The organism is Blautia caccae, assembly GCF_040095955.1.
GTDB lineage: Bacteria > Bacillota > Clostridia > Lachnospirales > Lachnospiraceae > Blautia > Blautia celeris.
Genome location: NZ_JBBMFP010000019.1, coordinates 66224 through 91956 on the forward strand (window position 1 = coordinate 66224; position 25733 = coordinate 91956).

Genomic DNA, 25733 nt, shown 5'->3' on the forward strand with positions numbered 1-25733 from the left:
GATAGTACATGGTAATCGCACAGGAAGAACGCGCCTGTGGGAATACAAGATGATAATTATATACACAGGAGGTAATCTATGAGACACTTGATGAGTCCGCTGGATTTTTCCGTGGAAGAGCTGGATAAAGTCTTGAATCTGGCCAATGATATTGAAAAGAATCCGGAAAAGTACGCTCATGTCTGCGACGGCAAGATCATGGCGACTTTGTTTTATGAACCAAGTACAAGAACACGTTTGAGCTTTGAATCCGCTATGCTTCGTCTGGGCGGCAAGGTTCTGGGATTTTCCAGTGCAGATTCCAGTTCCGCTGCAAAAGGCGAGAGCGTTGCCGATACCATCCGCGTGGTTTCCTGCTACGCAGATATCTGTGCCATGCGCCATCCGAAAGAGGGGGCGCCGCTTGTGGCATCCATGGCATCTGAGATCCCTGTCATCAATGCCGGAGACGGCGGCCACCAGCATCCGACACAGACCCTGACCGATCTGCTTACGATCCGTTCTTTAAAAGGACGTCTTGATAATATCACCATCGGTCTGTGCGGAGACCTGAAATTCGGCCGTACCGTGCATTCTCTGATCGAAGCTTTAGTACGTTATACAGGTGTAAAATTTGTCCTCATCTCTCCGGAAGAGCTTCGTGTACCGGACTATATCAAAGAGGACGTGTTAAAAGCCAGCGGCCATGAATTTGAGGAAGTAGAGCGTCTGGAGGAAGTTCTTCCGAAACTTGACCTTCTCTACATGACCAGAGTACAGAAAGAGCGTTTCTTCAACGAGGAAGATTACGTCCGTATGAAAGACTTTTACATTCTGGACAAAGCCAAAATGGACCTGGCCGGACCGGACATGCTGGTGCTGCATCCCCTTCCCCGTGTGAATGAAATCTCCACAGAGGTGGACAGCGACCCGAGAGCCGCCTATTTCAAACAGGCCCAGTATGGTGTCTATGTCAGAATGGCACTGATTCTCACACTACTCAAGGAGGTGGACTTATGTTAAATGTTGGCCGTTTAAACGAAGGTGTGGTGCTTGACCACATCAAAGCCGGAAAATGCATGACCATTTACAAAGACCTGAAGCTTGACAAACTGGACTGCTGTGTGGCCCTCATCAAAAATGCCAGAAGCAAAAAAATGGGCAGAAAAGACATCATCAAAGTGGAATGTCCCATCGACACCCTGAACCTTGACATCCTCGGCTTCATTGACCACACTATTACCGTTAACATCATAAAAGACGGCGAGATCGTCCAGAAAAAAGAACTGGAGCTGCCTAAACAGATCACCAACGTGATCCAGTGCCGCAACCCCCGCTGCATCACCTCCATCGAACAGGAATTAGACCAGGTCTTCATCCTGGCCGACCCCGAAAAAGAAATCTACCGCTGCAAATACTGCGAAGAAAAATACCGCGGCAGCCGCAATAAATAATAAATTTTTTAGTATATAAAAACCAGCCTTCACAGTTTAACACATCTGAGGAGGCAGGTTTTTCTTTTTCTTTTCAGAATGTAGTGCCTTAAAAAACCAGGAGGAGCCGCGCCGGATGGGGGCCGGGGGTGTGAATCTGTTGGCGAGGTTAAGTGGAGCTGCCCGAAGATCCACTGGCTGTGAGCACTTAGTGAAGAAGGCTCTCCTGATGAACTTAGTGCGAACGCCAGTTAGCTGAGGGACGCGCAGCGTCGAGCCAACAGATTCACACCCCCGGCCCCCATCCGGCGCGGCTCCTCCGTCACCTTATTTTAAATCACCCCTTCATTCTTCTCCTCCAACACCCGTATCCCATGATAAAAAAACTCATTCAAAGGCGTCTCCACCCCCACTTCCTTCCCCATCCGAATCACAGCCCCCGCAAAAATATCCACCTCTGTCTTCCTCCCCGCCTCAATATCCTGTAGAGTCGATGGTTTATTCTCATAAGGAATCCTGGGAAACACCTTTCTTTGGGCCACAATATCCTCCTCGGACAAGGGAATCCCCTTTTTGTTTGCAATCGCCACCACCTCCCGCATGGCAGCCTCCCGGATCGCATTGGCATGTTCACTGACTACCCATGCCCCAAAAGGAATCCCCAGAATAGCGGCACTCTGGTTTTCGCTCACATTGCACATAAACTTATGCCACATATCATACACCATATCCTTCGGCACAATACACTTTATATTGGCCCGGTCAAACAGATTCTTCACGGCCTGCACCTGCGGGGAGATCACCGTGTTGTCCCGTTCCCCGATCTCAAAGCGCGCGTTCTCCTGCCGGAAGCTGACCTCATTTCCCTTCATCACTACACTGACTCTGGCGATGGAGTAGAGCAGATGTTCCCACCCGTAGGTTTTGGCAACGACCTCCTCGCTCTCCACCCCGTTTAAGGGGCACATGAGAATGGTATCAGGTCCTACCTGGTTTTTTACATCTTTTACAGCCTGCTGAAGCGCGCCCATTTTTGTGATCAGGATGACCAGGTCAGCAGGTTCCATTTCCTCCTCAGGGGATACCACATGAAAATACAGAGGTTCTCCATTTACGATAATACCGTTTTTTTCCAGCCTTTTTTTGCGCTCCCCTCCGGCAATGATCCGCAGGCTGTTGTATTCCAGCGCGTATTTTAAATGTGATGCCAGAAAGCTTCCAATGGCTCCCAGCCCGATGAGTGCAACGGTTTTGATTTCTTTCATATGTCTGTCCTCCTAAATATGATTTTTATTTTTAATTTTATCTTTAATCAGCCGGTTCTGCAAGAAATATCAGAAACGTGGTTAAATATTATGAAGTTCTGAATTATCCGGGAATTTTCGCAGCCTCTAAAATTTTTATATTCTAAAAGCGAGCTAAAATAAAAGATTTATTATATAAATTTCGGAGTGATTCTCTACAGGAAATGCAAACGATTAAGGAATTATTTCCAGAATCAGAGGCCAGTGTCTGTTAGATAGTTACATGAATGGGTAAAATTAGCATATGTAAGGCTTATGATAGCAAAAACAACGGGATTTTTATGTTGTACTAATAGAAGATTACAGATATAATAGCAGTAATAATACGATTTAAAAGAGCTATGTTTCGGAGACTACGAAATTCTGGCAAATATCCGTTTCAGGAATCAGGAATAATCTATAGCCAGGAAAGTGTTTGCCAGACAAGTAAAATATGAAGAGGGTATCTCTATGATAAATAAAACAATTTATATCGGATCGGATGATTTTTGTAAAATAATAGATGGCGGTTACTATTATGTTGACAAGACACTTCTGATAAAGCAATTATTGGATAAGCCGTCAGAAGTTGCGCTGATAGCCCGGCCCAGGCGTTTTGGAAAGACGCTGAACATGATGATGTTAAAAACATTCTTCGAGGAAGCCCAGGGCAGCCAAAAATATTTTGAGAACATGAAGATATGGGACTGTGGGGAGAGGTATACGAGCCATCAAGGGAAATACCCTGTGGTTTTTCTTACTTTTAAAGATGCAAAGTGTGATAATTGGGAAGAAACTTACGAGGCAATCTGCAGGCTTATACAAAAGGAATTTAACCGCCATAGCCTGTTGGGGCATTTTGAGTCATTAAATGATTACCAAAAAAAGCAGGTGGATAAGATTCTGAACGAGACTGCGGGGAAAGTTGTCTATCAGAATGCTCTTGGAGATTTGACCGAATACCTTCACCAAACAACAGGAGTCAGGCCAATTATATTGATTGATGAGTATGATACGCCGATTTTGCAGGGATATGAAAAGGGCTTTGGGCAAGAGGTCGTATCATTTGTGAGAAATTTATTTTCCGGTGGAATGAAAAATAATATCCATTTGGAACGTGCTGTTTTGACAGGGATACTTAGAATCGCCCAGGAGGATATATTCAGTGGATTGAACAATATCCGTGTCGCAACCTTGCTGGACAAGGATTATAATGACTGCTTTGGCTTTACTGAAAAAGAAGTGAGAGATATTGCAGAATACTATCATGCTCAGGATAAAATGAGTGAGATTATGGAGTGGTATGATGGGTATACCTTTGGTGGTATAGAAATATATAACCCCTGGTCTGTTATGAATTACTTTGCGTCAGACTGCATTCCAGGCACTTATTGGACAGCAACGAGCAGTAATGATATCATCAAACAGTGTCTGGTGAATCCATCTGCCCAGATGATGTCAAATCTTACTGCATTACTAAATGGTGACAGCGTTGAAGAATATGTGGAAAAGAACATGTCATATGGGGCAGTACATGAAGAAGGATCCGCGATTTACACATTATTATTAATGTCTGGGTATCTTTGTATAGCAAATGCAGAAGTACCGGAACCGCAATTTCCACACAAGTTAAAAATCCCTAATAAGGAAATTATAGAAGTATATCGAAAAGAAATCTTTGATGAAATGGTGAAAGGAGATTCTTCTGTCAACCAATATAAAGTGCAGAAGAGTTTTTTATCCGGCAGTGCTTCAAGGATCCAGGATCAGTTGCGGGAAATTTTACTATATAATGTCAGCTATTATGATACGGCATCTGAAGGGTTTTATCATGCGCTTATTTTAGGAATATTGAGTTGTCTACAGGGAAATTACAAGATATATTCTAACCAGGAATCAGGGGATGGTCGTTATGACCTGCAACTTGCTGACTTAAATAAAAAACGGGGGATTTTATTTGAATTCAAGGTACTTAGGAATGTGAACGGCAGTGAGCCAGAAATCATGAAGCAGCTAACAGAGGCGGCTGAAAACTTAGCTTTACAGCAAATACAGAGAAAAAACTATGATGTTGCCTTAGCTAAGCTCGGAATTACTAACATTGAAAAATATGGGGTTGCCTTTTTTAAAAAATATGTTGCGGTAGCCAAATAGACCTCCCTGTATTTAGAAGAAGTATGCCGCCTTATAACCGCATGGAAGGATACGAGTTTGGCTGATTTGAAACTGGCATGGCACTATATAGCTGTATCAAGCGGCGGCTTATCGAGTCAGTCCGTTTATTGATATTTAGGGACAGGCCTATCATAGAAATCACGTTTATCTTTCCGAATATACAGATATTAAAAAACAGGCAGGGCTGTTACAACTTTGTGTGACAGCCTTACCTGCTTTTTCATCAAACTTTTCATTTAAAGCTATTATTTCATATACCTTCCATCAAGAATGATTCAACCTTCTATTCGATTTTTTCTATTTTCTTTAGCAGCATATAGGTTTTTATCAGTCTGTCGAATCCAATCATCAATCGACATGCCCCATTTTTACTGTGTAACCCCTCCGCTTACTGAGAATTGATTGCAGGTCAGTTCTGCAAGAACTGCATCATGATATACATCAAGACGTATCATTTCAGCAAACTGCATTGCCATATCCCGTGTACAGCCTGAAAGTATCAACATAATTTTTTCATCCCCGTAACGGGCGGCAATGTATTTATCACCGGCCTTTTCCTGCAGTATCACAGCCAAACGGCATAGAACTTGGTTTCCACGCAGATGTCCGTATGTGTCATTTATTCTTTTAAAATCATCAATATCAAACAGTACAATGGAAACGCAGCTTTGTTGGGAATGCTGTGCTTCCACTATCTTCTTTATATTTTCCATCAAATAACGCTGATTATATAGCTGAGTCAAATTATCTGTTATTGCCTGCTGATTCAATTCTTCTGCGTGACTTACAACCTTCTTGTGTTCTTTCCCATATTCTACAGTCATGATAATAATCACCGCTATAATAAAAACTGCCACAATCAGAAAGCTGGAGATGGTATCCATCCAGCGTTCTTCATAGCTCAAAGGATATGCAAAATCCGGGTATTTGAAACCAAAATGCAGATTAAGAACATGGAACATCAAAGCCACTGACAGCACTATATTTCTGCATTTTCCTTCTAAAATCAACGCAGCCACGCTCAAACCCAGAATGAAATAAAAAATCATTCCACAGTTAATGCCGCCTGTAACCTAAAATAGTGAAGGGAACATGAAAAAATTCAAAAAAATACTGCAAATAATTCGGTTCATTGCTATATTCGTCATAAAAAAAGACACGATCATCAGATCCTGCGCTAATTGTTCCGGCTGTACCAAATAAAAAATATAAGCGGTCCTTGAACGGATATTATGGATCAATATATCTGGCTTTTATCAAGACACTAATCTCTTGTATTGTCATTATAATTTTTCCTTCTTGATACTGTTTCGTTTATTATATCAAATGAAAATGAATATATTAATTGCAGATAATCCGTAAGAAAGGTTCTCGGAGACACACTTGAACAGTTGAAAAAAGAATATCGAAGGGCGGTAGGATAATGATTGTATTTGAAATACAAAAAGAAGGATTCTGCAGCCGGGTATTTTGCACTGGATTATGGATATGGAAAAACGGATACAGATGTGTTACTATATAATACAGTTGGCTTTAAACAACTTACTCTGTCCGGGAAAAACCGTGTGTGCGCACGGCTTTTTGACAGAGTGAAAATTATAAAGTAAGGAAGGCGCAGAAATGAAACAGAAGAAAGAGACAGATTTAGGCAGGGAACCGATAGGCCGGTTGTTATTCAGGCTTTCCGTTCCTGCAATAACAGCGCAGGTGGTAAATGTGCTCTACAATATGGTGGACCGTATGTATATCGGCCATATTCCCGGTTATGGAGCACAGGCCCTGACAGGTGTGGGTGTTACTTTTCCGCTGATCATGCTGATCTCCGCATTTGCGGCACTGGTGAGCATGGGCGGCGCGCCCCGTTCTTCTATTATGATGGGAAAGGGAAAGAAAGATGAGGCGGAGGAGATCATGGGCAACTGTGCCATGGGACTTCTCATAGCGGGGGTGCTGCTGACCGCATTTTTCCTGATATTTTCCAAAGATTTGCTGCTTTTGTTCGGGGCAAGTGAGAATACCATTGCGTATGCAACAGCATATATGCAGATTTATGCCATGGGTACTCTGTTTGTGCAGGCGGCTCTTGGTATGAATGCGTTTATTACGGCACAGGGGTTTGCCACGGTCAGTATGCTGAGTGTGGTGATCGGAGCTGTGTGTAATATTGTTCTTGACCCCATCTTTATTTTCGGGATGCATATGGGGGTGCGCGGAGCCGCACTGGCAACTATTATTTCACAGGGTGTGTCCGCTGTGTGGGTGATTCGTTTTTTGTGTGGTAAGAAGACAACGCTCAGGCTTAAGAAAAAGTATCTCAGGATTTCTCCGAGAGTGTTTTTTCCGTGTATGGCACTGGGGCTGTCGCCGTTTATTATGCAGTCTACGGAGAGTATACTGAATATCTGCTTTAACTCTTCTCTGCTGAAGTATGGCGGGGATATGGCTGTGGGGGCTATGACGATCTTGTCCAGTGTGATGCAGTTTTCCATGCTGCCGCTTCAGGGGCTGACCCAGGGGTCACAGCCGATTGTGAGTTATAATTTTGGAGCAGGGAATCCGGACCGGGTGAAGAGGGCGTTTTTCCTGCTGCTGCGGTCCTGTGTTGTGTATTCGGTGGCTATCTGGGCTGTGGCCATGTTTGCACCGGGGGTATTTGCGGGTATCTTTACGAGTAATCCGGAGCTGACGCAGACGACGAAATGGGCGATGAAGATTTATATGGCGGTGTCCTGTATTTTCGGGGTTCAGATTGCGTGCCAGCAGACGTTTATTGCTTTGGGGAAGGCTAAGGAGTCGATTTTTCTGGCTTTGCTTCGGAAGGTGATTTTGTTGATACCGCTGATTTATATATTGCCGATGTTTTTTGGGGATAAGACCATGGCGGTGTTTTTGGCGGAGCCGGTGGCGGATATGCTGGCGGTGACGACAACGGGGGTTTTATTTGGGGTACAGTTTAGAAAAGTGATGAGAGAGATGAAGGCGAGGGTGAGACGGTAAGGCGGACAGCGGGAAGGGAATGTTCCGGGGGCCTCTGTGCCTGCTGCCTCTTTGCAAAAGACTGCCTTCGTCGGCAAGACTTGCTAAGAAAAAAAACAGACTCCCGGTCAGGGAACCGGGCAGAACCGCTGTCCAGCCTTTATGGCTGGGCAGCTTAACTGCCCTGAAATTTCGGATGGTAACCGAAATTTCTCCTTGACCGGGAGTCTGTTTTTTCCTAAGCAAGTCCAAGCCTCCTGCGGAACACTCTTTTGCAAAGAGGCAGCAGGCACAGAGGCCCCCGGAACATTCTCTTACCGCCTGGCGGCTTCGGGCGGGTGACTTGGATAAAAATAAAATGGAGTTGACTTATAGGGGAGTTGTGCGTATAATGAACAGTGTTCAGTTTGAAAATAAAAAATTTATATAAGAGCGGAGGAGATTGAGGTGAATACGGTTGTGACGTCCAGAGAGGAGATTTTGAGGGCTGCGGGGGAGATGGTGAAGGTGGGGAAGGGAGACGGGGTCAGTATGAGGGGAATCGCGAGGGAGTGTGGGATTGCGGTGGGGTCTATTTATAATTATTTTCCGACGAAGAATGATCTGATGATCGCGGTGGTGGTTGAGATGTGGAAGGAGATATTCTTTGTGCCGCTGAGTAAGATAGAGGGGAAGAGTTTTTTGGGGGTTGTGGAGTGTATTTTGGAGAGGATGGGGGAGAACAGAGGGGAAGGACAGGGCTTTTTGGCGGAGCATGCTTTTGTTGTGGGGGATAAGGAGAAGGGGCATCTGGTGATGGAAGAGTATCTGGGGCATATGAGAGAGGAGCTTCTGGCAGTGCTTATGGGGGACAGCGCTGTGGCGGACGAGGTCTGGAGTGATGGATTTTCGGCGGAGGATTTTGTGAGGTTTGTGGTGGATTTTCTGGTGGAGGATCTGATGCGGGGGACGGACAGAGCTGTGTTTCTCAGGGAATTGATACTGCGTGTGGTTTATGGAAGGAAACGGGAGGATTTGAGATGAAAGTGAGAAAAAATTATCTGCTGCTGATCGCGGCGATCGTATGGGCCGTGGCTGGGGGGAATATTCTGCGGATTGGACTGGAGGTTTACGAAAGCTATGTCGGAGTGCTGAATGTTCTGCTGTCAGCCGCGGTTTATATGGTGTTCCAGATTTTTGTGTTTGGGAAGATGGTGCGGAAGCATACCGTGAGGATTGCAGGATATGAGGAGGAAAAGCAGTTCTTTCTGAAGTTTTTTGATAAGAAGGCATTTTGTATCATGGTGTTTATGATGACCTTCGGTATCGGGCTTCGGGTGTCAGGATGGTGCCCGGAAGTGTTTATCGCTGTATTTTATACAGGGCTTGGGGCGTCGCTTCTCACGGCAGGCGGGTTGTTTCTGGTGAATTTTGCGGGGGTTATGAGAGGGAACACCCAGGAGGCGTAAAACAGAGGGAAATAAATTTCAGATTATGATTGAAAATTGAAAATACTGGTGCTATACTTGCTTTCAAGCGAATTGCCGCACATGCCGAACCAGAGTGTGCTAAAATGCCCGGCCATATCAAGGGCAGAGACACCGGTTCGGATGGAAACAGGTGGCCTTATAAAAAGTGTTCCGGTTTGTCCGGAGCACTTTTCTATGCGCCGAAGACGTGCCAGGGACGGAACATCCGTTCGTCTCCTGTCCGACAGCCGGAAATATTACATGATAGAAGAGAAGGAGACTATGGCAGTTATGGAAAAAGATATGACAAAGGGCAGTCCGTTCCGGCTGATCCTGGCTTTTACGATTCCCCTCATAATCGGCAATGTTTTTCAGCAGCTCTATAACATGGTGGACGCCATCATTGTGGGACGGACGGTGGGAGTCAACGCGCTGGCAGCAGTGGGGATGTCCGGCAGTATTGTGTTTCTGATCCTGGGGTTCTTAAACGGGCTGACGACGGGATTTACGGTCCTCACCTCAAGGACGTTCGGGGCGGGGAATATGGACGGGATGAAGAAATCCGTCTATTCCTCCTCCGTGCTGGCAGTTGTGGTCACAGTGATTCTGACTGTGGTCAGCGTGGCGGGGCTGAAGGGACTGCTGCGCCTGATGAATACCCCGGATGAGATTTTTCAGGATGCTTACCAGTATCTGTTTGTGGTGTTTCTGGGGATTTGGACCCAGGTGCTCTATAACCTGCTGGCGAGCTTTTTAAGGGCGCTTGGAAACAGCAGGATACCGCTGTATTTCCTGATCCTGGCGGCAGTGCTGAACATTTTCCTGGATCTGTTTTTTATACTGGTCATGAAAATGGGGACCAGGGGAGCGGCTGTGGCTACGGTGATCTCCCAGGGTGTGTCCGGTATTCTGTGCCTTGTGTACATAGTGAAAAAGGTGCCGCTTCTGCATATGAAGAAGGAGCACAGGGTTCTGGAGAAAAATTCCGTCCGTTTTCAGATCAAGGTGGGAATCCCCATGGGACTACAGTTTTCCATTACCGCGCTGGGAATCATGATCCTGCAGAGTGCTCTCAATGGATTCGGAGCCAGGGCAGTGGCCGGCTTTACGGCCTCCACAAAAGTCATGCAGCTGATCAATCAGGCCATGATCTCCATCGGTGTTACCATGGCAACGTATTCCTCACAGAATATCGGGGCGGGAAGGTTTGAAAGGATCAGAAAAGGAGCCAGGGTCTCCACAGGGATGTCCGCTGTGTATGCCGTGCTGGTCACTGTGATCCTTCATTTTTTCGGCAAATACATGGTGCGCATGTTCATTGACAGCGGACAGACAGACGTGCTTGGGTACTGCGAGATGTATTTTTCCATCATTGCGCCGTTTATGCTGATTTTGGGGTCCATTTTTATATACAGAAATATTCTGCAGGGAATGGGATTTGGCTTTGTACCCATGATGGCAGGGGCGGCTGAGCTGGCAGCCAGGACAGCGGCAGCTTTTACCGCGCGCCATTTCGGCTCTTTTGAGGGAATCTGCTGGGCAGACCCTCTGGCCTGGGTTGCGGCTGCAGCGCCTCTTGTGATCACTTATCTGTGGAGAATGAAGAAATTGGAGAGGGAAGCCTATGAAAGAGAGTAAAAAGACAGCAGGTCATTTGATGGCTTTATTTACAGTGGCTGTGTGGGGAACGACATTTATTTCCACAAAAGTGCTGCTTCGCGAGTTTACACCTATAGAAATTCTGCTTTTCCGGTTCCTTATCGGTTTTGCGGCGCTTTGTCTGGTGAATCACAGAAGGCTGAGAATCAAAGAGAGAAGCCATGAGTTTTTGTTCGTGGCTGCGGGAATCAGCGGTGTCACCCTGTATTTCCTTATGGAGAATATTGCGCTGACCTATACTTATGCGTCAAATGTGGGGGTGATCGTGGCGACAGCACCGTTCTGCACCGCCATTCTGGGATTTATTTTCCTGAGGGATGAGAAACTGAAGATGGGATTTTTTGTGGGATTTGTGATCAGCATAGCAGGTATTGTTCTGCTCAGCTTCAACGGGCAGAAGTCCTTTCATCTGAATCCGAGAGGGGATGTGCTAGCCCTTCTGGCGGCTGTGGTGTGGGCCTGCTATTCTGTGCTCATAAAGAAGATCAGCAGCTACGGGTATCAGACCATTCAGATCACCAGGCATGTGTTCTTCTACGGCATTCTTTTTATGCTGCCGGCCCTGTTCTTTATGGATTTCCGCTGGCAGTTCTCCAGATTTAAAGATCCGGTGCTGCTGGCAAATATTTTATTTTTGGGGCTGTGTGCCTCTGCCCTCTGTTTTGTGACTTGGAATCTGGCGGTGAAGATTGTAGGCGCAGTGAAAACCAGTGTCTATCTGTATCTGGTTCCGGTGGTCACCATTGCAGCTTCAGTCCTTGTCCTCCACGAAAAAATATCGGTGGTGTCTGTTCTTGGAACCGTGATGGTGCTTATGGGGCTGGTCCTCTCAGACAGAGGAAAGACAGCAGAAAAAAATAATTAGAAAATGTTGCCAAAACAACTTTTTTAATTGCGCGAAACGTGTATAATAATAGAAACAAAATAAGAACCGTTTTTCGGACAATTCCGAAAAGCGGTTTTACAATATTGGGAAAAACGGGGATAAGCGGAAATGAGAGAGATAGAAACAACAAAAGCGGCAGGACATATTCTCTGCCATGATATCACGCAGATCATTAAAGGAGAAAAGAAAGGTCCTGTGTTCAGAAAAGGCCATGTAGTCAGGGAAGAAGACATTCCTGTACTTTTATCTGTGGGCAAGGAGCACCTGTTTGTCTGGGAAAAGACAGAGGGAATCCTCCATGAAAATGAGGGCGCCGAGATTCTGCGGGATATCTGCAAAAATGAATATATGTCCGAATCGGAGATAAAAGAGGGAAAGATTGAGCTAAAGGCCCAGATAGACGGGCTGTTTAAAATAGACAGAAAAAAACTGCTGGCAGTTAATTCCCTGGGAGAGATGATGATTGCCTCCCGCCATGGTGATTTTCCGGTAAAAAAGGGAGACAAGCTGGCTGGCATGCGCATCATTCCCCTTGTCATCGAGGAGGAGAAGATGACAAGGGCGAAAGAGGCCGCGAAGGGTGGTCCTGTTTTTCAGATCCTGCCCTATCGGGAGAAAAAGGTGGGTATTGTGACCACAGGCAGCGAGATTTCCAAGGGCCTGATCCAGGATACCTTCGGTCCTGTGATCGAGGAGAAGCTGGGGGAATTCCCCACAACAGTGATGGGCCAGGTGTATCCGGGGGATGACAAGGAGAAGATCACAGAGGAGATCCTTTCCTTTATAGAGCAGGGTGCGGATATGGTGGTCTGTACTGGCGGTATGAGTGTGGACCCGGATGACCGCACGCCGGGAGCTATTAAGGATACAGGGGCTGAGATCATTTCCTACGGGGCACCGGTGCTGCCGGGAGCCATGCTTTTGGTGGCCTATTATAAGAAAGACGGGAAGCGTATTCCCATTGTGGGACTTCCGGGATGCGTTATGTATGCAAAGAGAACCGTATTTGATCTGGTACTGCCCAGGCTCATGGCGGATGACCCGATAGAAAAAGAAGAACTGGCAGCTCTTGGCGAGGGCGGATTATGTCTGAACTGCGATGTCTGTACCTTCCCCAACTGCGGGTTCGGAAAAGGAAGATAATATATGGCTGACAGAGAAATGTATCTGCAGATCGCCGCGCTGTTTGCTCAGACAGATGAGATCACTATTGAGACCACGCTTATGGGGGAACAGGCCGGACAGAAGAAAATACTCACCGGGGAGGAGCGCATGCTTCCTCCGGGGGAACATGTATACAGGGAAACGCTCTACGGGAGAAGCCGGGCCGTTGTCTGCGGCGGAGGGCATGTCTCCCTGGCACTAGTGCGCTTTTTAAAATTGCTGGATTTCCATGTGACGGTGATCGACGGGAGAGAGGAGTTCGCCAATCGGGAGCGGTTTCCCGAAGCGGATGAGATCCTGTGTATGGATTTTGAAGAGGGTCTGGAGCAGCGTGATTTTGGAGAACATGCCTATTACATTATTGTGACCAGAGGGCACAAGGATGACTACCGTTGTCTTCGTTCTATTTTGAAGAAGAAGAGAGACTACGTGGGCATGATCGGCAGCAGGGGAAAGGTTGCCATGTCTTTTGAACGGCTGCGGCAGGATGGAGTGGAAGAAGAAGAGATTCGGAAGATCCATGCGCCCATTGGCCTTGCCATCAGCGCCCAGACCCCTGCGGAGATCGGTGTGAGCATCTGCGCGGAGATCATTCAGGAGAAAAACAAATATCCCCGCAAGACCCTGGAGGAGGAAGTGCTCAGGGGTATCCGGGATGAAAATGCCGTGACCATGGTAACCGTGGTGGAAAAATCAGGGTCTTCCCCCCGGGGAGAGGCTACGCGGATGGTGGTATGCCGAGACGGAAGCATATACGGAACCATCGGCGGCGGGCCCATAGAATTTGCTGCGGTGAAAGAAGCCCGAAACTTTTCAGATGCGGGCGGTTTTTCCATCCGGGAATATGATCTTTCCAATTCCAAAGCAGCCACCCTTGGGATGGTCTGCGGCGGAAAGGTAAAAGTGTTGTTTGAAAAGCTTTGACAGCAGGCAGGCTGTTTTGCGACCGCCGGGCGGGATGTGCACAGGAGTTTTGACGGACAGCAAACTTGCGGCCAGTGTTGAAGGAGCCGGAAATAACACGATGATCGGACAAGAGTCAGGGAGGATTCACTATGAAAAAAAGAACAGCAGGCCTTTTGGGTATTTTTTTGGCGTCAGCTATGATGACCGCAGCATGCGGCAGTGACAACAGCCAGGAAACTGCAGAAAAAACAGCGCCGAAGACAGAGACAAAGGACAACATAGAAAGTAAGGACGACGCAGAGGGCAAAGACGAGGCAAAGGCAGCAGACGATGAGACAACAGATAACGGGGAGAAAAAGGATGCAGAGGAGCCGGTCACCATATTGATGGCAGCGGCAGCCAGCCTGGAATATTCCATGAAGGATGAGCTGATTCCCATGTTCCAAAAGCAGCACCCAAACATTACAGTGGAGGGCACCTATGACAGTTCCGGAAAGCTTCAGACTCAGATAGAATCCGGCATGGATGCGGACTTATTCTTCTCCGCAGCGGAAAAACAGATGACTGCCCTGAAGGATGAGAACCTGATTGACAGGGATTCCGTTAAGCATCTGCTGGAGAACAAGATCGTTCTTGTGGTTCCTTCAGATAAGAAGGACGCATACACAAAATTTGAGGACGTGGTGAACGCGGAGACAGTGGCAGTGGGAGACCCGGAGAGTGTGCCTGCAGGACAGTACGCGCGGGAGGCACTCACAAGTCTCGGACTCTGGGACCAGGTATCTGCAAAAGCCAGTCTGGGTACCAATGTGACAGAGGTACTCAACTGGGTATCTGAGGGAAGCGCGGATGCAGGCATTGTATACGCCACAGACGCAGCCACCAAGAAGGACAGCCTGGCAGTCGTTGCGGAAGCACCGGAGGGAAGCCTTGCACAAAAGGTTATTTATCCGGCAGGTATTGTGACAAGCTCCGCAAAAAAGGAGGCAGCACAGCTCTTCCTGGATTTCCTTGCCTCCGACGAGGCGTCAGCAGTATTTGAGGAATATGGTTTTACACCAGTGAAATAATGATCACAGCATTCAGGCATGGCCGGTCTGCATAAGCCGGCTGTGCCATTATTCTACAGGGGGACAGGCAGATATGGATTACTCACCGATATGGATATCAGTTAAGACGGCATCACTTACCATTGTCATCGTTTTTTTCATCGGTTTGGCGGCAGCCAAGCTGGTGGCAGGGCTCAAAAACGAGAAGATCAAGATGGTGCTGGACGGTATTTTTACCCTGCCTCTGGTTCTCCCGCCGACTGTGGCCGGATTCTTCCTCCTATATTTATTTGGAATCCGGCGCCCGATCGGGGCTTTTTTTGTTGAGTATTTTGGCGTTAAGATCGCATTTTCCTGGGGAGCGACCGTGCTGGCGGCAGTGGTGATCTCCTTTCCGCTCATGTACCGTTCCGCCAGGGGTGCACTGGAACAGGTGGATGAAAACCTGATATTTGCAGCCAGGACCCTGGGATTTTCCGAGTGGCGGATCTTCTGGAAGGTTATGTTTCCGGCGGCGCTTCCGGGCATTGCAGGCGGTGGCATTCTGGCTTTTGCCAGAGGACTGGGCGAGTTTGGGGCTACAGCCATGATCGCGGGAAATATAGCAGGCAAGACAAGAACTCTGCCTCTGGCTGTCTATTCCGCAGTGGCAGCAGGGGATATGGATACCGCCTACAAATATGTCATGATCATTTTACTGGTCTCCTTCCTGGTGGTAGTCCTCATGAATTATTTTACAGCGAAAGAGAGAACATACGGAAAGCGGGGAAAGAAAGCATGAGTCTGCAGGTGGATATCAAAAAAAGATGGAAGGGATTCTCCCTGCAGGTCCGCTTTGAGACAGGAGAAGGTCTTCTGGGAATCCTGGGAGCCTCCGGCTGCGGCAAGAGCATGACATTAAAGAGCATTGCAGGCATTGTGACGCCTGACGAGGGGAGAATCCTATTAAACGGCAGAACACTTTTTGACTCGGAGAAGAAGATCAACCTGAAGCCCAGGGACAGGAAGGTGGGATATCTTTTTCAGGATTACGCCCTTTTTCCCAATATGACGGTCAAACAGAACATAAGCTGCGCTGTCAGGGGGAAGGATAAAGAGAGGATGGCAGAGGAACAGATACAGAACTTCCAGTTGGAAGGGCTGGAGGACCAGTATCCCCATCAGCTCTCCGGCGGACAGAAGCAGAGGACAGCACTTGCCCGCATGATGGCAAATGAGCCGGAGGCACTGCTTCTGGATGAACCTTTCTCTGCCCTGGACTATTATCTGAAGGAACAGCTCCAGGTGCAGATGCTGGATTTTCTGAAGGACTGCAAAAAGGATATGATCCTTGTCACCCACAACAGGGATGAGGTATACCGTTTGTGCGGGGATCTGCTTATTATGGACGGCGGGGAGAAGATTCGTATGGGACCCACAAAGGAGATCTTCCGTTATCCGGGCTGTGTGGCTGCTGCGCGTCTGACGGGCTGTAAGAACTTTTCCAGAGCCAGAAAGCTGGATGATACTCACGTGGAGGCGCTTGACTGGGGAATTGTGCTGACTGCGGGGAAACAAGTACCGGATGCGGTTTCCTCAGTGGGAATCCGGGCGCATTATTTTATTGCCTGTCAGGATGACAGCCGGGAAAATACGTTTCCCGCTGAACTGGTGGAGACCGTGGAATCCCCCTTTGAGATGAATGTAGTCATCCGGAAAAAGGGAATGCCGGGACATGACAGGCGCGAACAGATTTGGTGGAAAATGGCAAAGGAGAAATGGGCCGGCATGGAGGGGAAAGTCCCGGAATTTCTCAGGGTTTCCCCGGAGGATGTGCTGCTTCTCACAGACAGGCCGTGAGGCCGGGCAGCAGAAGATAATTGACAACAGAACGATTACGGCGTAAACTAATAAAAACATTTATGCCCAATCAAAACAAACCTGCGCGGCAGAATGTCCGGGCAGGTTTTTATTTTTTCGGCACACGAAAACAGGCGGAAACACACCGCCTTGCAGGACAGGAGAGGATTATATGGAACAGGATTTGAGAAGACAGGTTTTAAATATTTTGGAGAAAAACAGCAGGCTTTCCCCTGCGGAGATTGCAGTCATGACAGGAACCGATGAGCAGACAGCGGCGGATATGATCTCTGCGCTGGAAAAAGAGGGCATTATCTGCGGATACCACACCCTCATCAACTGGGATAAGGAAAATGATGATTCCGTGACAGCACTGATCGAGCTGAAGGTCACACCCCAGGGCGGCGACGGGTACAACAAGATAGCAGAACAGATCTACCAGTATCCCCAGGTGGAGACCTTGTACCTTATGTCAGGGGCTTACGACTTTTTAGTGCTTTTAAGAGGAAAGAGCATCAAGGACATCTCCCTTTTCGTTTCAGAAAATCTGGCGTCTATAGAGGAGGTGCAGAGTACGGCTACATATTTCACCCTTACAAAATATAAGGAGCAGGGAGTTAACCTTGCAAGGAAAAAGCAGGACGGAAGAATGGTGATCACTTTATGAGAGAATTTGTCACAGAGAAAGTAAAACAGATCAAGCCATCCGGAATCCGGAAGTTTTTCGACATTGTGAGCGAAATGCCGGATGCCATCTCCCTGGGCGTGGGGGAGCCGGATTTTGACACTCCCTGGCATATCCGTGAGGAGGGAATCCGTTCCCTGAAGGCAGGGAAGACCTTTTACACCTCCAATGCGGGACTTATGCCTTTGAGACAGGAGATCAGCAGATACATAGAGGACAGATTGCAGCTCACCTATGACCCGGCATCTGAGATCATGGTAACCGTGGGCGGAAGCGAGGCCATTGACATTGCATTTCGGACTGTTTTGGAATCGGGGGATGAGGTGATCATCCCTGAACCGGCGTTTGTGTCCTATGTGCCCTGTGTGCAGCTTGCAGGGGGCGTGCCGGTGACCATCCCTTTGAAGGCTGAGAACGCGTTTCGTCTGAAGCCCCGGGAGCTGGAGGCAGCCATTACGCCTAAGACGAAGGTGCTGCTTTTGTCCTATCCGAACAACCCCACAGGCGCCATTATGGAAAAAGAGGACTTGGAGGCTCTTCTGGGCATTATTGAGAAGCATGATCTGCTGGTGATCTCCGATGAGATTTATAGTGAGCTGACTTACAATTCCAGGCATGTGAGCATTGCCTCCCTTCCGGGAATGCGGAAGAGATGTGTGGTCATCAACGGATTTTCCAAATCCTATGCCATGACAGGCTGGAGACTTGGCTATGCCCTGGCACCGAAGGAGATCATGGAGCAGATGGTGAAGCTTCATCAGTTTGCCATCATGTCCTCTCCCACCACAAGTCAGTACGCTGCGGTGAGCGCCCTGAAAAACGGCAATTCCGACGTGATGGAAATGCGGCTGGCCTATGACCAGAGAAGACGTTTTCTGCTTCACGAGATGGAGCGGCTTCAGATTCCCTGCTTTGAACCGAGAGGCGCTTTCTACATATTCCCGGATATCTCGGAATTCGGCATGAGTTCGGAAGAATTCGCCACAGAGCTTCTCAGGGAGGAAAAGGTGGCTGTTGTTCCGGGCAGCGCGTTCGGGGACTGCGGTGAGGGATTTATCAGGATATCCTATGCCTATTCTATAGAAGAACTGAAAGCAGCCCTTGCCAGGATTGAGGCTTTTCTGAAAAAAATACGTCAAAATAAGTAGAAAATACTGGACAATTGGCGAATCAGATTATATTATAAGTTTTATACTTTAATTTATAAAAGAGTTACAGGGAGGATTTGAAAGAAATGAGAAAAGTGGTAAAATTCGGCGGCAGTTCCCTTGCCAGCGCAGAACAGTTCCGGAAAGTCGGCGAGATCATCCGTGCGGATGAGAGCAGAAGATATGTTGTGCCCTCCGCACCGGGAAAGCGTTTTTCCGCTGACACGAAGGTCACCGATTTATTATATCAGTGCTACCAGGCAGCAGAGAAAGGGGGAGCGGAGTTTCAGGCTCTTCTTTCGGAGATCAAGAGCCGTTATCAGGAGATCATAGACGGCCTGGAGCTGTCCATTTCCCTGGAAGAGGATTTTGGCCTTATTGAAGAGAATTTCAAAAAACAGATCGGCGAGGAGTACGCAGCTTCCCGCGGCGAGTTCTTAAACGGAAAGGTCATGGCAGATTACCTGGGCTTTGAGTTTGTGGATGCTGCCCGCATCATCCGTTTTGACGGCGAGGGACAGTTTGACGCGGAGATGACCAACCGTCTCACCAGAGAGTGCCTGAAAAACATGGAGTATGTGGTAGTGCCGGGCTTTTACGGCGCTATGGAGGACGGCACGGTCAAGACTTTCTCAAGGGGCGGTTCTGACATTACCGGTTCCATTGTCTCCGGGGCGCTGGATGTGGACCTGTATGAGAACTGGACAGACGTATCAGGATTTCTCGTGACAGACCCCAGGATCATCAAGGAACCCAAAGTCATTGACACCATCACCTACCGTGAGCTGCGCGAGCTGTCCTACATGGGCGCCACCGTGCTTCACGAGGAGGCAATCTTCCCTGTGCGAAAAGCCGGAATCCCCATCAATATCAGGAACACCAACGCGCCGGATGACGCGGGAACCATGATCGTGGAGGACACCTGCAAAAAGCCGGCTTACACAATCACCGGTATAGCGGGCAAAAAAGGTTTCTGTTCCCTCTTTATTGAAAAATCCCTGATGAACTCCGAGATCGGATTCGGCAGAAAAGTGCTGCAGGTTTTGGAAGAGCAGGGAATCTCTTTTGAACATGTGCCTTCAGGTATTGACACCATGACTGTGTTTATCCATCAGGATGAGTTCGCGGAGAAAGAGCAGCAGGTGATCGCCGGCATTCACCGTATGGTAAATCCGGATTACATGGAGCTGGAGTCTGATCTGGCACTGATCGCGGTGGTTGGCCGCGGCATGCGTTCCAACAGAGGAACCGCAGCCAGAATCTTCGCTGCACTGGCACACGCCAATATCAATGTAAAAATGATCGACCAGGGCTCCAGTGAGCTGAATGTGATCATCGGCGTGAAGAATGAGGACTTTGAAGGGGCAGTGAAGGCGATTTACGACATTTTTGTGACAACACAGCTTTAAGAATAGCCGTGCTTGGCGAAACTGCCGGGAAAAGGCTGAAATTGAGAAAAGAGGACATAAGAACAACATGAAACTGGTTATCATTGAGCCGCTTGGCGTGGAGAAAGAAAAGCTTCTGGCAATTGCCGGGGAATATGTATCTGACCGGGTGGAAATTATATACTATGACACAAAAGTTACGGATACAGCGACCCTGATCGAGAGGGGAAAGGATGCGGACATCATCGTGGTGTCCAACCTTCCCATGAACGGGGAGGTTATCCGCGGATGTGATAAGCTGAAACTTCTCTCCGTGGCATTTACAGGCGTGGACCATATTGATCTGTCCGCGTGCCGGGAAAAGGGTGTGACTGTATGCAACTGTGCCGGATATTCCACGGCAGCGGTTGCGGACCTGGTGTTCGGCATGGTGATCGCGCTGTACAGAAATCTGATTCCCTGCAACGATGTTGTGAGACAGGGAGGGACCAAGGACGGCCTTGTGGGCATGGAGCTGGAAGGCAAGAAATTCGGAGTGGTGGGCACCGGTGCCATCGGCATGCGCACGGCAAAGATCGCCCGGGCTTTCGGCTGTCAGGTCTTTGCTTTCAGCAGAACAGAGAAAGAACTGCCGGGAGTGGTCTATCTGCCTCTTGAAAAGCTTTTGGCATCCTGTGATATTATTTCACTCCATGTGCCATTGACAGAAGAGACCAGGGGACTGATCGGGAAAGAGGAGCTGGCGCTCATGAAAAAGAGCGCGATACTCATCAATACAGCCAGAGGTCCGGTGGTGGACAGCACTGCCCTTGCCAATGCCCTTCAGACAGGGCAGATCGCAGGTGCCGCTGTGGATGTTTTTGAGACAGAGCCTCCGGTGGCGTCTGACCATCCTCTTTTGCAGGTGAAAAACCTCATCGCCACCCCGCATGTGGCATTTGCCACAAAAGAGGCTATGGTGAAGCGCGCACACACGGTTTTTGGCAATGTAAAAGCCTGGGAGGCGGGAACCCCCCAGAATGTCATATAGAAGCTGACAGCAGGAGGAAGCAAAATGAACAAATATATGAACATGAATAACAGGAACAAGAAGAACGGGATGCTGAAGTGGGTTGGACTTGTGGAGCTGATCATGGGTGCTATGAACCTGTCAAACGGTCTGCTGTCCATGTATGTCCTGTTTTCCAAGGGCCAGGAAGTACTGGATGAGATAGAGAAGACCAATCATATTACAGTGACCATGCAGGAGATGACCATTTCCGTTTTGGTGACTGTGGTGCTGGGAGCCGCCATGCTGGCTGCAGGCCTCATTGCCATGATGTTCAACGGCATCAAGGGAAAAGAGAAGCTGCCGTTTATCATGGGCATTATCCTTCTTGCGTGTATTCTGATATCGAATATCATCAATATTGTGATGCTGAGAAGCTCTTTCAGTCTTTCCTTTATCTTATGGGTAGTGATCCACGGGCTGTATCTGTACGGCGCTTACCGCAATAAGCAGAATATAGAGGCTGAGAATTTGTAGAAGAGAGTGGGCAGATATGGAAGTTTACAGACATAAGACCCAGTATTATGAGACAGACCAGATGGGAATCGTACATCACTCCAATTATATCCGCTGGTTTGAGGAGGCGAGGACAGATTTCCTTGAGAAGCTGGGGATGGGATATGACAGGATGGAGGCAGAGGGAATCATAAGCCCGGTGCTCTCCGTGTCCTGTGAGTACAGGACTATGACGCATTTCGGAGAGACTGTGGCGATTGCCGTGGCGCTGACAAAATATAACGGTATCCGGCTGGAGCTGGCATATACGGTCAGCAGCGCGGACACCGGGGAGGTTCGGGCAGTGGGAAGCTCAAAGCACTGTTTTCTTGACAGGGACGGTAATATCCTTTCTCTGAAGAAAAGGAGTCCGGGGTATCATAAAATGCTGGAAGAGTGTGTGAAATAGAATGTCGGGGTTTCTTTGACCGGACGTCACCCGGCCCCTGGCTTCTCTCACGCAAACACCCGCAACGCTCGGCCGAGCTAACCGTTAACTGCAACTAAGACGTCCGCTTAAGCCAAAAAAGCCACAAAATAAAATTTCCGTTTCCTCTTGACAAGGGGGCGGAATTTTTTTATACTGTAAGTGTACTAAGACACATAGTACACTAGATACACATAAATCGGACCAATAAAGAAAAGAGGAAACTCTATGATTGTGATTGATTACCAGAACCGAAAACCGATTTACGAACAAATTGTAGAGCGCTTTCAGATGCTGATCGTAAGAGGCGTGCTGGAACCGGACTCTCAGATGCCTTCTGTCCGTTCTCTGGCAACGGAGCTGTCCATCAACCCCAATACCATTCAGAAAGCATATACGATCCTGGAGCAGCAAGGATATATCTACCCCGTTAAGGGAAGGGGAAATTTTGTGTCCGGCAGCAGGAATCTTGTGGAACAGAAGAAGGATAACTTTTTCCAGAAGCTGAGGATCGTCATTCGGGAAGGGATTGAGCTGGGCGTTACAAAAGAGGAGTGTGTGAGCCGGACTGCGGCGCTGTACGAGGAGGTTAGCCATGATTAAAGCAGAACATCTGTCTAAAGCCTTTGGGGAGATCAAGGCAGTGGACAACATCGACATTGAGATTCCGGATAACAGCATATTTGGTCTGGCAGGAACAAACGGTGCAGGTAAGAGTACCTTTCTGCGTCTTTTGTCCGGTGTTCTGAAACCGGATCAGGGGAGTGTTAAAATAGACGGAAAGCCTGTCTTTGAACAGGAGGAGATAAAGCAGGAGATTTTCTTTCTGCCGGACAGTGCGTATTTTATTCCGAATGCCACAGGAAGATCCATGGCTGACTGGTATGCTGTTTACTATCCGAAATTTGACAGGAAACGGTTTGACGAGCTGGCAAAAAGGCTGGATCTGGACACCGGAAGAAAGATACATACCCTTTCCAAGGGAATGAAGCGCCAGGTATCCATGCTTCTGGGCGTCTGCGCGGGCACAAAGTATCTTTTCTGTGATGAAACCTTTGACGGTCTGGACCCGGTGATGCGGCAGGCAGCCAAGAGTATACTGGCCTATGAAGTGACAGAGCGGGAGTTTACCCCTGTGATCGCCTCCCACAACTTAAGGGAACTGGAGGATATCTGTGACCATGTGGGACTTCTCCACAAAGGCGGCGTCCTTTTGTCAAGAGAGGTGGAGGATATGAAGCTTCACATTCATAAAATCCAGTGTGTCATCCAGAATCCTGTGCTGGAGGAAGAACTTTTAAGGGAACTGGAAGTGGTGCAGCATGAGAAGCGGCTGTCCCTCATGACCATGGTTGTCCGCGGGGAGAAGGACAAGATCATGGAAATCGTGGAGAGCAAGTTCCCGGTATTTGCGGAGATGATTCCGCTGACCCTGGAAGAAATCTTTATCAGTGAAACGGAGGTAGCGGGATATGACATCAAAGATCTCTTTTACTAAGATGGTGATGCAGAATGTGAAGGAAAGAGGCGCATGGCTTCTTGTCACATTTCTTGTACTGCTGATGACACTTCCGGTCCAGATTATGATGCGTCTGGACAATGTGGCTGCCCTGGGGCTGAAACCGAAAGAGATGGAAAAACAAGCGGCGGATGTATTTCTGAACACCACAGGGTTTGACAATGTGTTTCTGCTGTTTTTTGTGGTGATTGCTGCGTTCTGTCTGGGAATGACAGGATATCATTATCTGTACTCCAGGGAGAAGACGGATTTTTACCACAGTCTTCCTCTGAAAAGGGAACGGATATTCTTTGTGCCTTATGTGAGCGGGATTCTGATCTTTGCCGTACCGTATCTTATCAACCTGCTTCTGGCACTGCTGGCCGGAGCGGTTAAGGGAACCTTTCCCGCACACGCCGTTTCACTGGCACTGGGGGCGTTTCTGACCCATATGGTATTCTTTCTGGTATTTTATCATGTGGCCATACTGGCTGTGACGCTTACCGGAAACCTGTTTACCGGGGCTATGGCATATGCTGCTTTTTTAAGCTATGGATTTATCATAAAAGAAGTTTTTATAAGCATGTCCGAACGGTTTTTCCAGACTGTGGTGCCCACCATGCTGTATGGCGGAAGCTTCAGTTTTATGAGGATTTCCTTCCATGGAGGCGGGTGGACCTTCTCACCGCTTTATGCCTATTATATGGCTGCTTTAGAGGCGGTAAAGGCAGTGAGAGTGACAGAGAGAAAAACCCCGTGGGTATGGTGCGGGATCGGCGCGGTCCTTGCACTTGTGATTCTGCTGCTCTGTATCCTGGTGTACCGCCTGCGGCCGTCAGAGAGCCATAACAAGGCCATCGCTTTTAAGAAACTGGAGCCGGTCATTAAGATTGCGGTGGTATTTCCGTTTTCCATTCTGTTTGCCATTGGCGTCAGCTCCGGAATCGGGACACATGTATTTATCTGGTTTGTTATGATCCTCGTGTTTTCGGCGTGGGTACTGTCCACTGCCATGGATTTTCTGTACCGCATGGATATCAAAGAAAGCCTGCGCCCCCGCCTTTCCACGGGCGTGGTGCTGGGAATGCTGGCAGTTATAACTGTCATCTACCGCTTTGACGTCCTGGGGATGGACACGTATCTTCCGAAAGAGAACAAGATAGAGTATATGTCTGTCTACATTGAGAAAATAAACGGTCTGTACAGCTATCCCTACAATTCCGTGTATTACCAGGGAAGCAGCCGGATGAAATCCTATCTTGACAACACGAAATTCGAGGATTTTGAAAGTATTTACGATCTGGCGAAAATGGGTGTGGAAGTCCAGGAAAAAGACGGCGGTTTTCCGAAGGTGCAGGACGGAGAGAGCGTACTCTACTACTGTGTGAAATATCACTTAAAATCAGGAAGAGACGTCTACCGGTATTATGAGATCAAGCAGGATGAGCAGGCGGTCTCCCTGATGGGTAAAATTTATGACAGCTGGGAATACAAAGAGCAGACTCTTCCTGTGGAATTTATAGATGAGGACAAGATCACAGAGATATCTCTCAAGGACATATACTCTTCCAACCGTCAGGTCACAACCTCTGCAGAAATGATGAAGAATATATTTAAGACCTACAAAAGTGAATGGGAGAGCTTAAGCTTTGAGGACAGCACGAAACAGCAGGTGGTGGGCTTTTTGTACGTGGAAAGTCTGACAGGGGAAACAAACGAAAAATATGAATATGGAACCGTGGTCTATGATGACACCCAGACCCAGACACTTCCTCTGTATGAAGGATTTGTAAACACAAGAAAGCTTTTAGAGGAGGCAGGGTGCACGGTCTATACCGCCAAAGATTTGGACAAGATAGAAAAAATCGTACTGGTTTCAGCGGATAACTACGGAAAAGAGGAGGAATACACCTTCTCAGACCGGAAGGATATAAAAGAAATTCTGGAAAATTCTCTTTTTGACCAGTACAGCAATCCGGCCCTTGACAACTATCCGGATTATACAAAGGGTGTGCGCATTTACTGGAAGGATGGCCAGGGCGAGACAAAAGAGGGGATTTTCCTCAGCAATAACCCGCCTTCCTGTGTGAAAAAAGTTTTAAAAACCGAAGATTGACGAACCGTCTGAGATATATAAAAACAGGGGCTGCCGCATGCATGTGCGGCAGCTCTTTGTCGTGGTTGACAAGGCAGGAACAAAGAGGGTAAAATAGAAATATCAATGATTCCGGCCCCAGTGATATCCGG

General features: G+C 48.0%; 24 protein-coding genes. 22 read left to right on the plus strand and 2 right to left on the minus strand.

Going from position 1 to position 25733, the window contains the following annotated elements; genetic code table 11:
* Positions 1 to 78: 78 nt before the first annotated feature.
* Both pyrB and WMO65_RS18755 read left to right on the plus strand, forming a co-directional pair.
* A complete protein-coding gene (pyrB, locus tag WMO65_RS18750) occupies positions 79 to 1002 on the plus strand; it encodes an aspartate carbamoyltransferase (protein ID WP_033143347.1) in 924 nt (307 codons plus the stop codon).
* The gene (locus WMO65_RS18755; protein WP_033143348.1) at positions 996 to 1433 is read left to right on the plus strand and encodes an aspartate carbamoyltransferase regulatory subunit; all 438 of its coding nucleotides are present in this window, start codon (positions 996 to 998) and stop codon (positions 1431 to 1433) included. Before pyrB ends, WMO65_RS18755 begins: the two co-directional genes overlap by 7 nt.
* 311 nt (positions 1434 to 1744) lie before the next feature.
* On the opposite strand, the gene WMO65_RS18760 is transcribed toward WMO65_RS18755, so the two are convergent.
* A complete protein-coding gene (locus WMO65_RS18760; protein WP_148393550.1) occupies positions 1745 to 2677 on the minus strand; it encodes a ketopantoate reductase family protein in 933 nt (310 codons plus the stop codon).
* Between the two features lie 489 nt (positions 2678 to 3166).
* Between WMO65_RS18760 and WMO65_RS18765 the strand changes: the two genes are divergently transcribed.
* Positions 3167 to 4849 carry an AAA family ATPase gene (locus WMO65_RS18765; RefSeq protein ID WP_052099686.1) on the plus strand — a complete coding sequence of 561 codons (1683 nt, stop codon included), beginning with the start codon at positions 3167 to 3169 and terminating at the stop codon, positions 4847 to 4849.
* A gap of 389 nt (positions 4850 to 5238) precedes the next feature.
* Here the strand turns inward: WMO65_RS18765 and WMO65_RS18770 are convergent, their stop codons facing one another.
* A complete protein-coding gene (locus tag WMO65_RS18770) occupies positions 5239 to 5775 on the minus strand; it encodes a GGDEF domain-containing protein (protein WP_187370678.1) in 537 nt (178 codons plus the stop codon).
* A 715-nt stretch (positions 5776 to 6490) separates the two neighbouring features.
* On the opposite strand from WMO65_RS18770, the gene WMO65_RS18775 reads away from it, so the two are divergent.
* From WMO65_RS18775 to WMO65_RS18865, 19 genes are all read left to right on the plus strand, one after another.
* Positions 6491 to 7867, plus strand: a complete 1377-nt coding sequence (locus WMO65_RS18775; protein WP_148393552.1) for an MATE family efflux transporter — start codon at positions 6491 to 6493, stop codon at positions 7865 to 7867.
* Between the two features lie 426 nt (positions 7868 to 8293).
* Entirely contained in the window at positions 8294 to 8869 is a 576-nt protein-coding gene (locus tag WMO65_RS18780; RefSeq protein WP_148393553.1) for a TetR/AcrR family transcriptional regulator, read from the plus strand.
* Positions 8866 to 9294, plus strand: a complete 429-nt coding sequence (locus WMO65_RS18785; protein ID WP_148393554.1) for a hypothetical protein — start codon at positions 8866 to 8868, stop codon at positions 9292 to 9294. Before WMO65_RS18780 ends, WMO65_RS18785 begins: the two co-directional genes overlap by 4 nt.
* Before the next feature lie 195 nt (positions 9295 to 9489).
* The gene (locus WMO65_RS18790) at positions 9490 to 10932 is read left to right on the plus strand and encodes an MATE family efflux transporter (RefSeq protein ID WP_306799927.1); all 1443 of its coding nucleotides are present in this window, start codon (positions 9490 to 9492) and stop codon (positions 10930 to 10932) included.
* Positions 10919 to 11818, plus strand: a complete 900-nt coding sequence (locus tag WMO65_RS18795; RefSeq protein WP_148393555.1) for a DMT family transporter — start codon at positions 10919 to 10921, stop codon at positions 11816 to 11818. Before WMO65_RS18790 ends, WMO65_RS18795 begins: the two co-directional genes overlap by 14 nt.
* A 129-nt stretch (positions 11819 to 11947) precedes the next feature.
* Positions 11948 to 12982, plus strand: a complete 1035-nt coding sequence (locus WMO65_RS18800) for a molybdopterin-binding protein (protein WP_148393556.1) — start codon at positions 11948 to 11950, stop codon at positions 12980 to 12982.
* 3 nt (positions 12983 to 12985) lie between these two features.
* The gene (locus WMO65_RS18805; RefSeq protein ID WP_148393557.1) at positions 12986 to 13927 is read left to right on the plus strand and encodes an XdhC family protein; all 942 of its coding nucleotides are present in this window, start codon (positions 12986 to 12988) and stop codon (positions 13925 to 13927) included.
* A gap of 131 nt (positions 13928 to 14058) precedes the next feature.
* Positions 14059 to 14979, plus strand: a complete 921-nt coding sequence (gene modA, locus WMO65_RS18810) for a molybdate ABC transporter substrate-binding protein (protein ID WP_148393558.1) — start codon at positions 14059 to 14061, stop codon at positions 14977 to 14979.
* A 73-nt stretch (positions 14980 to 15052) separates the two neighbouring features.
* Positions 15053 to 15739: a molybdate ABC transporter permease subunit gene (modB, locus tag WMO65_RS18815; protein WP_033143357.1), complete on the plus strand. Its 687-nt coding sequence runs from the start codon at positions 15053 to 15055 to the stop codon at positions 15737 to 15739.
* Positions 15736 to 16797, plus strand: coding sequence for a sulfate/molybdate ABC transporter ATP-binding protein (locus tag WMO65_RS18820; protein ID WP_148393559.1), 1062 nt, complete (start codon positions 15736 to 15738; stop codon positions 16795 to 16797). Before modB ends, WMO65_RS18820 begins: the two co-directional genes overlap by 4 nt.
* A 172-nt stretch (positions 16798 to 16969) precedes the next feature.
* Positions 16970 to 17464, plus strand: a complete 495-nt coding sequence (locus tag WMO65_RS18825) for an Lrp/AsnC family transcriptional regulator (protein WP_033143359.1) — start codon at positions 16970 to 16972, stop codon at positions 17462 to 17464.
* On the plus strand, positions 17461 to 18630 hold the full coding sequence (locus WMO65_RS18830) for an aminotransferase class I/II-fold pyridoxal phosphate-dependent enzyme (protein ID WP_148393560.1): 1170 nt from the start codon (positions 17461 to 17463) through the stop codon (positions 18628 to 18630). Before WMO65_RS18825 ends, WMO65_RS18830 begins: the two co-directional genes overlap by 4 nt.
* A gap of 86 nt (positions 18631 to 18716) precedes the next feature.
* Entirely contained in the window at positions 18717 to 20039 is a 1323-nt protein-coding gene (locus tag WMO65_RS18835; RefSeq protein WP_033143361.1) for an aspartate kinase, read from the plus strand.
* Between the two features lie 67 nt (positions 20040 to 20106).
* Positions 20107 to 21048 carry a 2-hydroxyacid dehydrogenase gene (locus WMO65_RS18840; protein ID WP_033143362.1) on the plus strand — a complete coding sequence of 314 codons (942 nt, stop codon included), beginning with the start codon at positions 20107 to 20109 and terminating at the stop codon, positions 21046 to 21048.
* Positions 21049 to 21072: 24 nt separating this feature from the next.
* Positions 21073 to 21543, plus strand: coding sequence for a hypothetical protein (locus WMO65_RS18845; RefSeq protein WP_054352453.1), 471 nt, complete (start codon positions 21073 to 21075; stop codon positions 21541 to 21543).
* A gap of 16 nt (positions 21544 to 21559) precedes the next feature.
* A complete protein-coding gene (locus WMO65_RS18850; protein ID WP_054352454.1) occupies positions 21560 to 21970 on the plus strand; it encodes an acyl-CoA thioesterase in 411 nt (136 codons plus the stop codon).
* Between the two features lie 246 nt (positions 21971 to 22216).
* Positions 22217 to 22591 carry a GntR family transcriptional regulator gene (locus tag WMO65_RS18855; RefSeq protein WP_033143365.1) on the plus strand — a complete coding sequence of 125 codons (375 nt, stop codon included), beginning with the start codon at positions 22217 to 22219 and terminating at the stop codon, positions 22589 to 22591.
* On the plus strand, positions 22584 to 23486 hold the full coding sequence (locus tag WMO65_RS18860) for an ABC transporter ATP-binding protein (protein WP_033143366.1): 903 nt from the start codon (positions 22584 to 22586) through the stop codon (positions 23484 to 23486). Before WMO65_RS18855 ends, WMO65_RS18860 begins: the two co-directional genes overlap by 8 nt.
* Entirely contained in the window at positions 23461 to 25602 is a 2142-nt protein-coding gene (locus WMO65_RS18865; RefSeq protein ID WP_033143367.1) for a DUF6449 domain-containing protein, read from the plus strand. The genes WMO65_RS18860 and WMO65_RS18865 overlap by 26 nt, the downstream gene beginning before the upstream one ends.
* Positions 25603 to 25733: the final 131 nt, after the last annotated feature.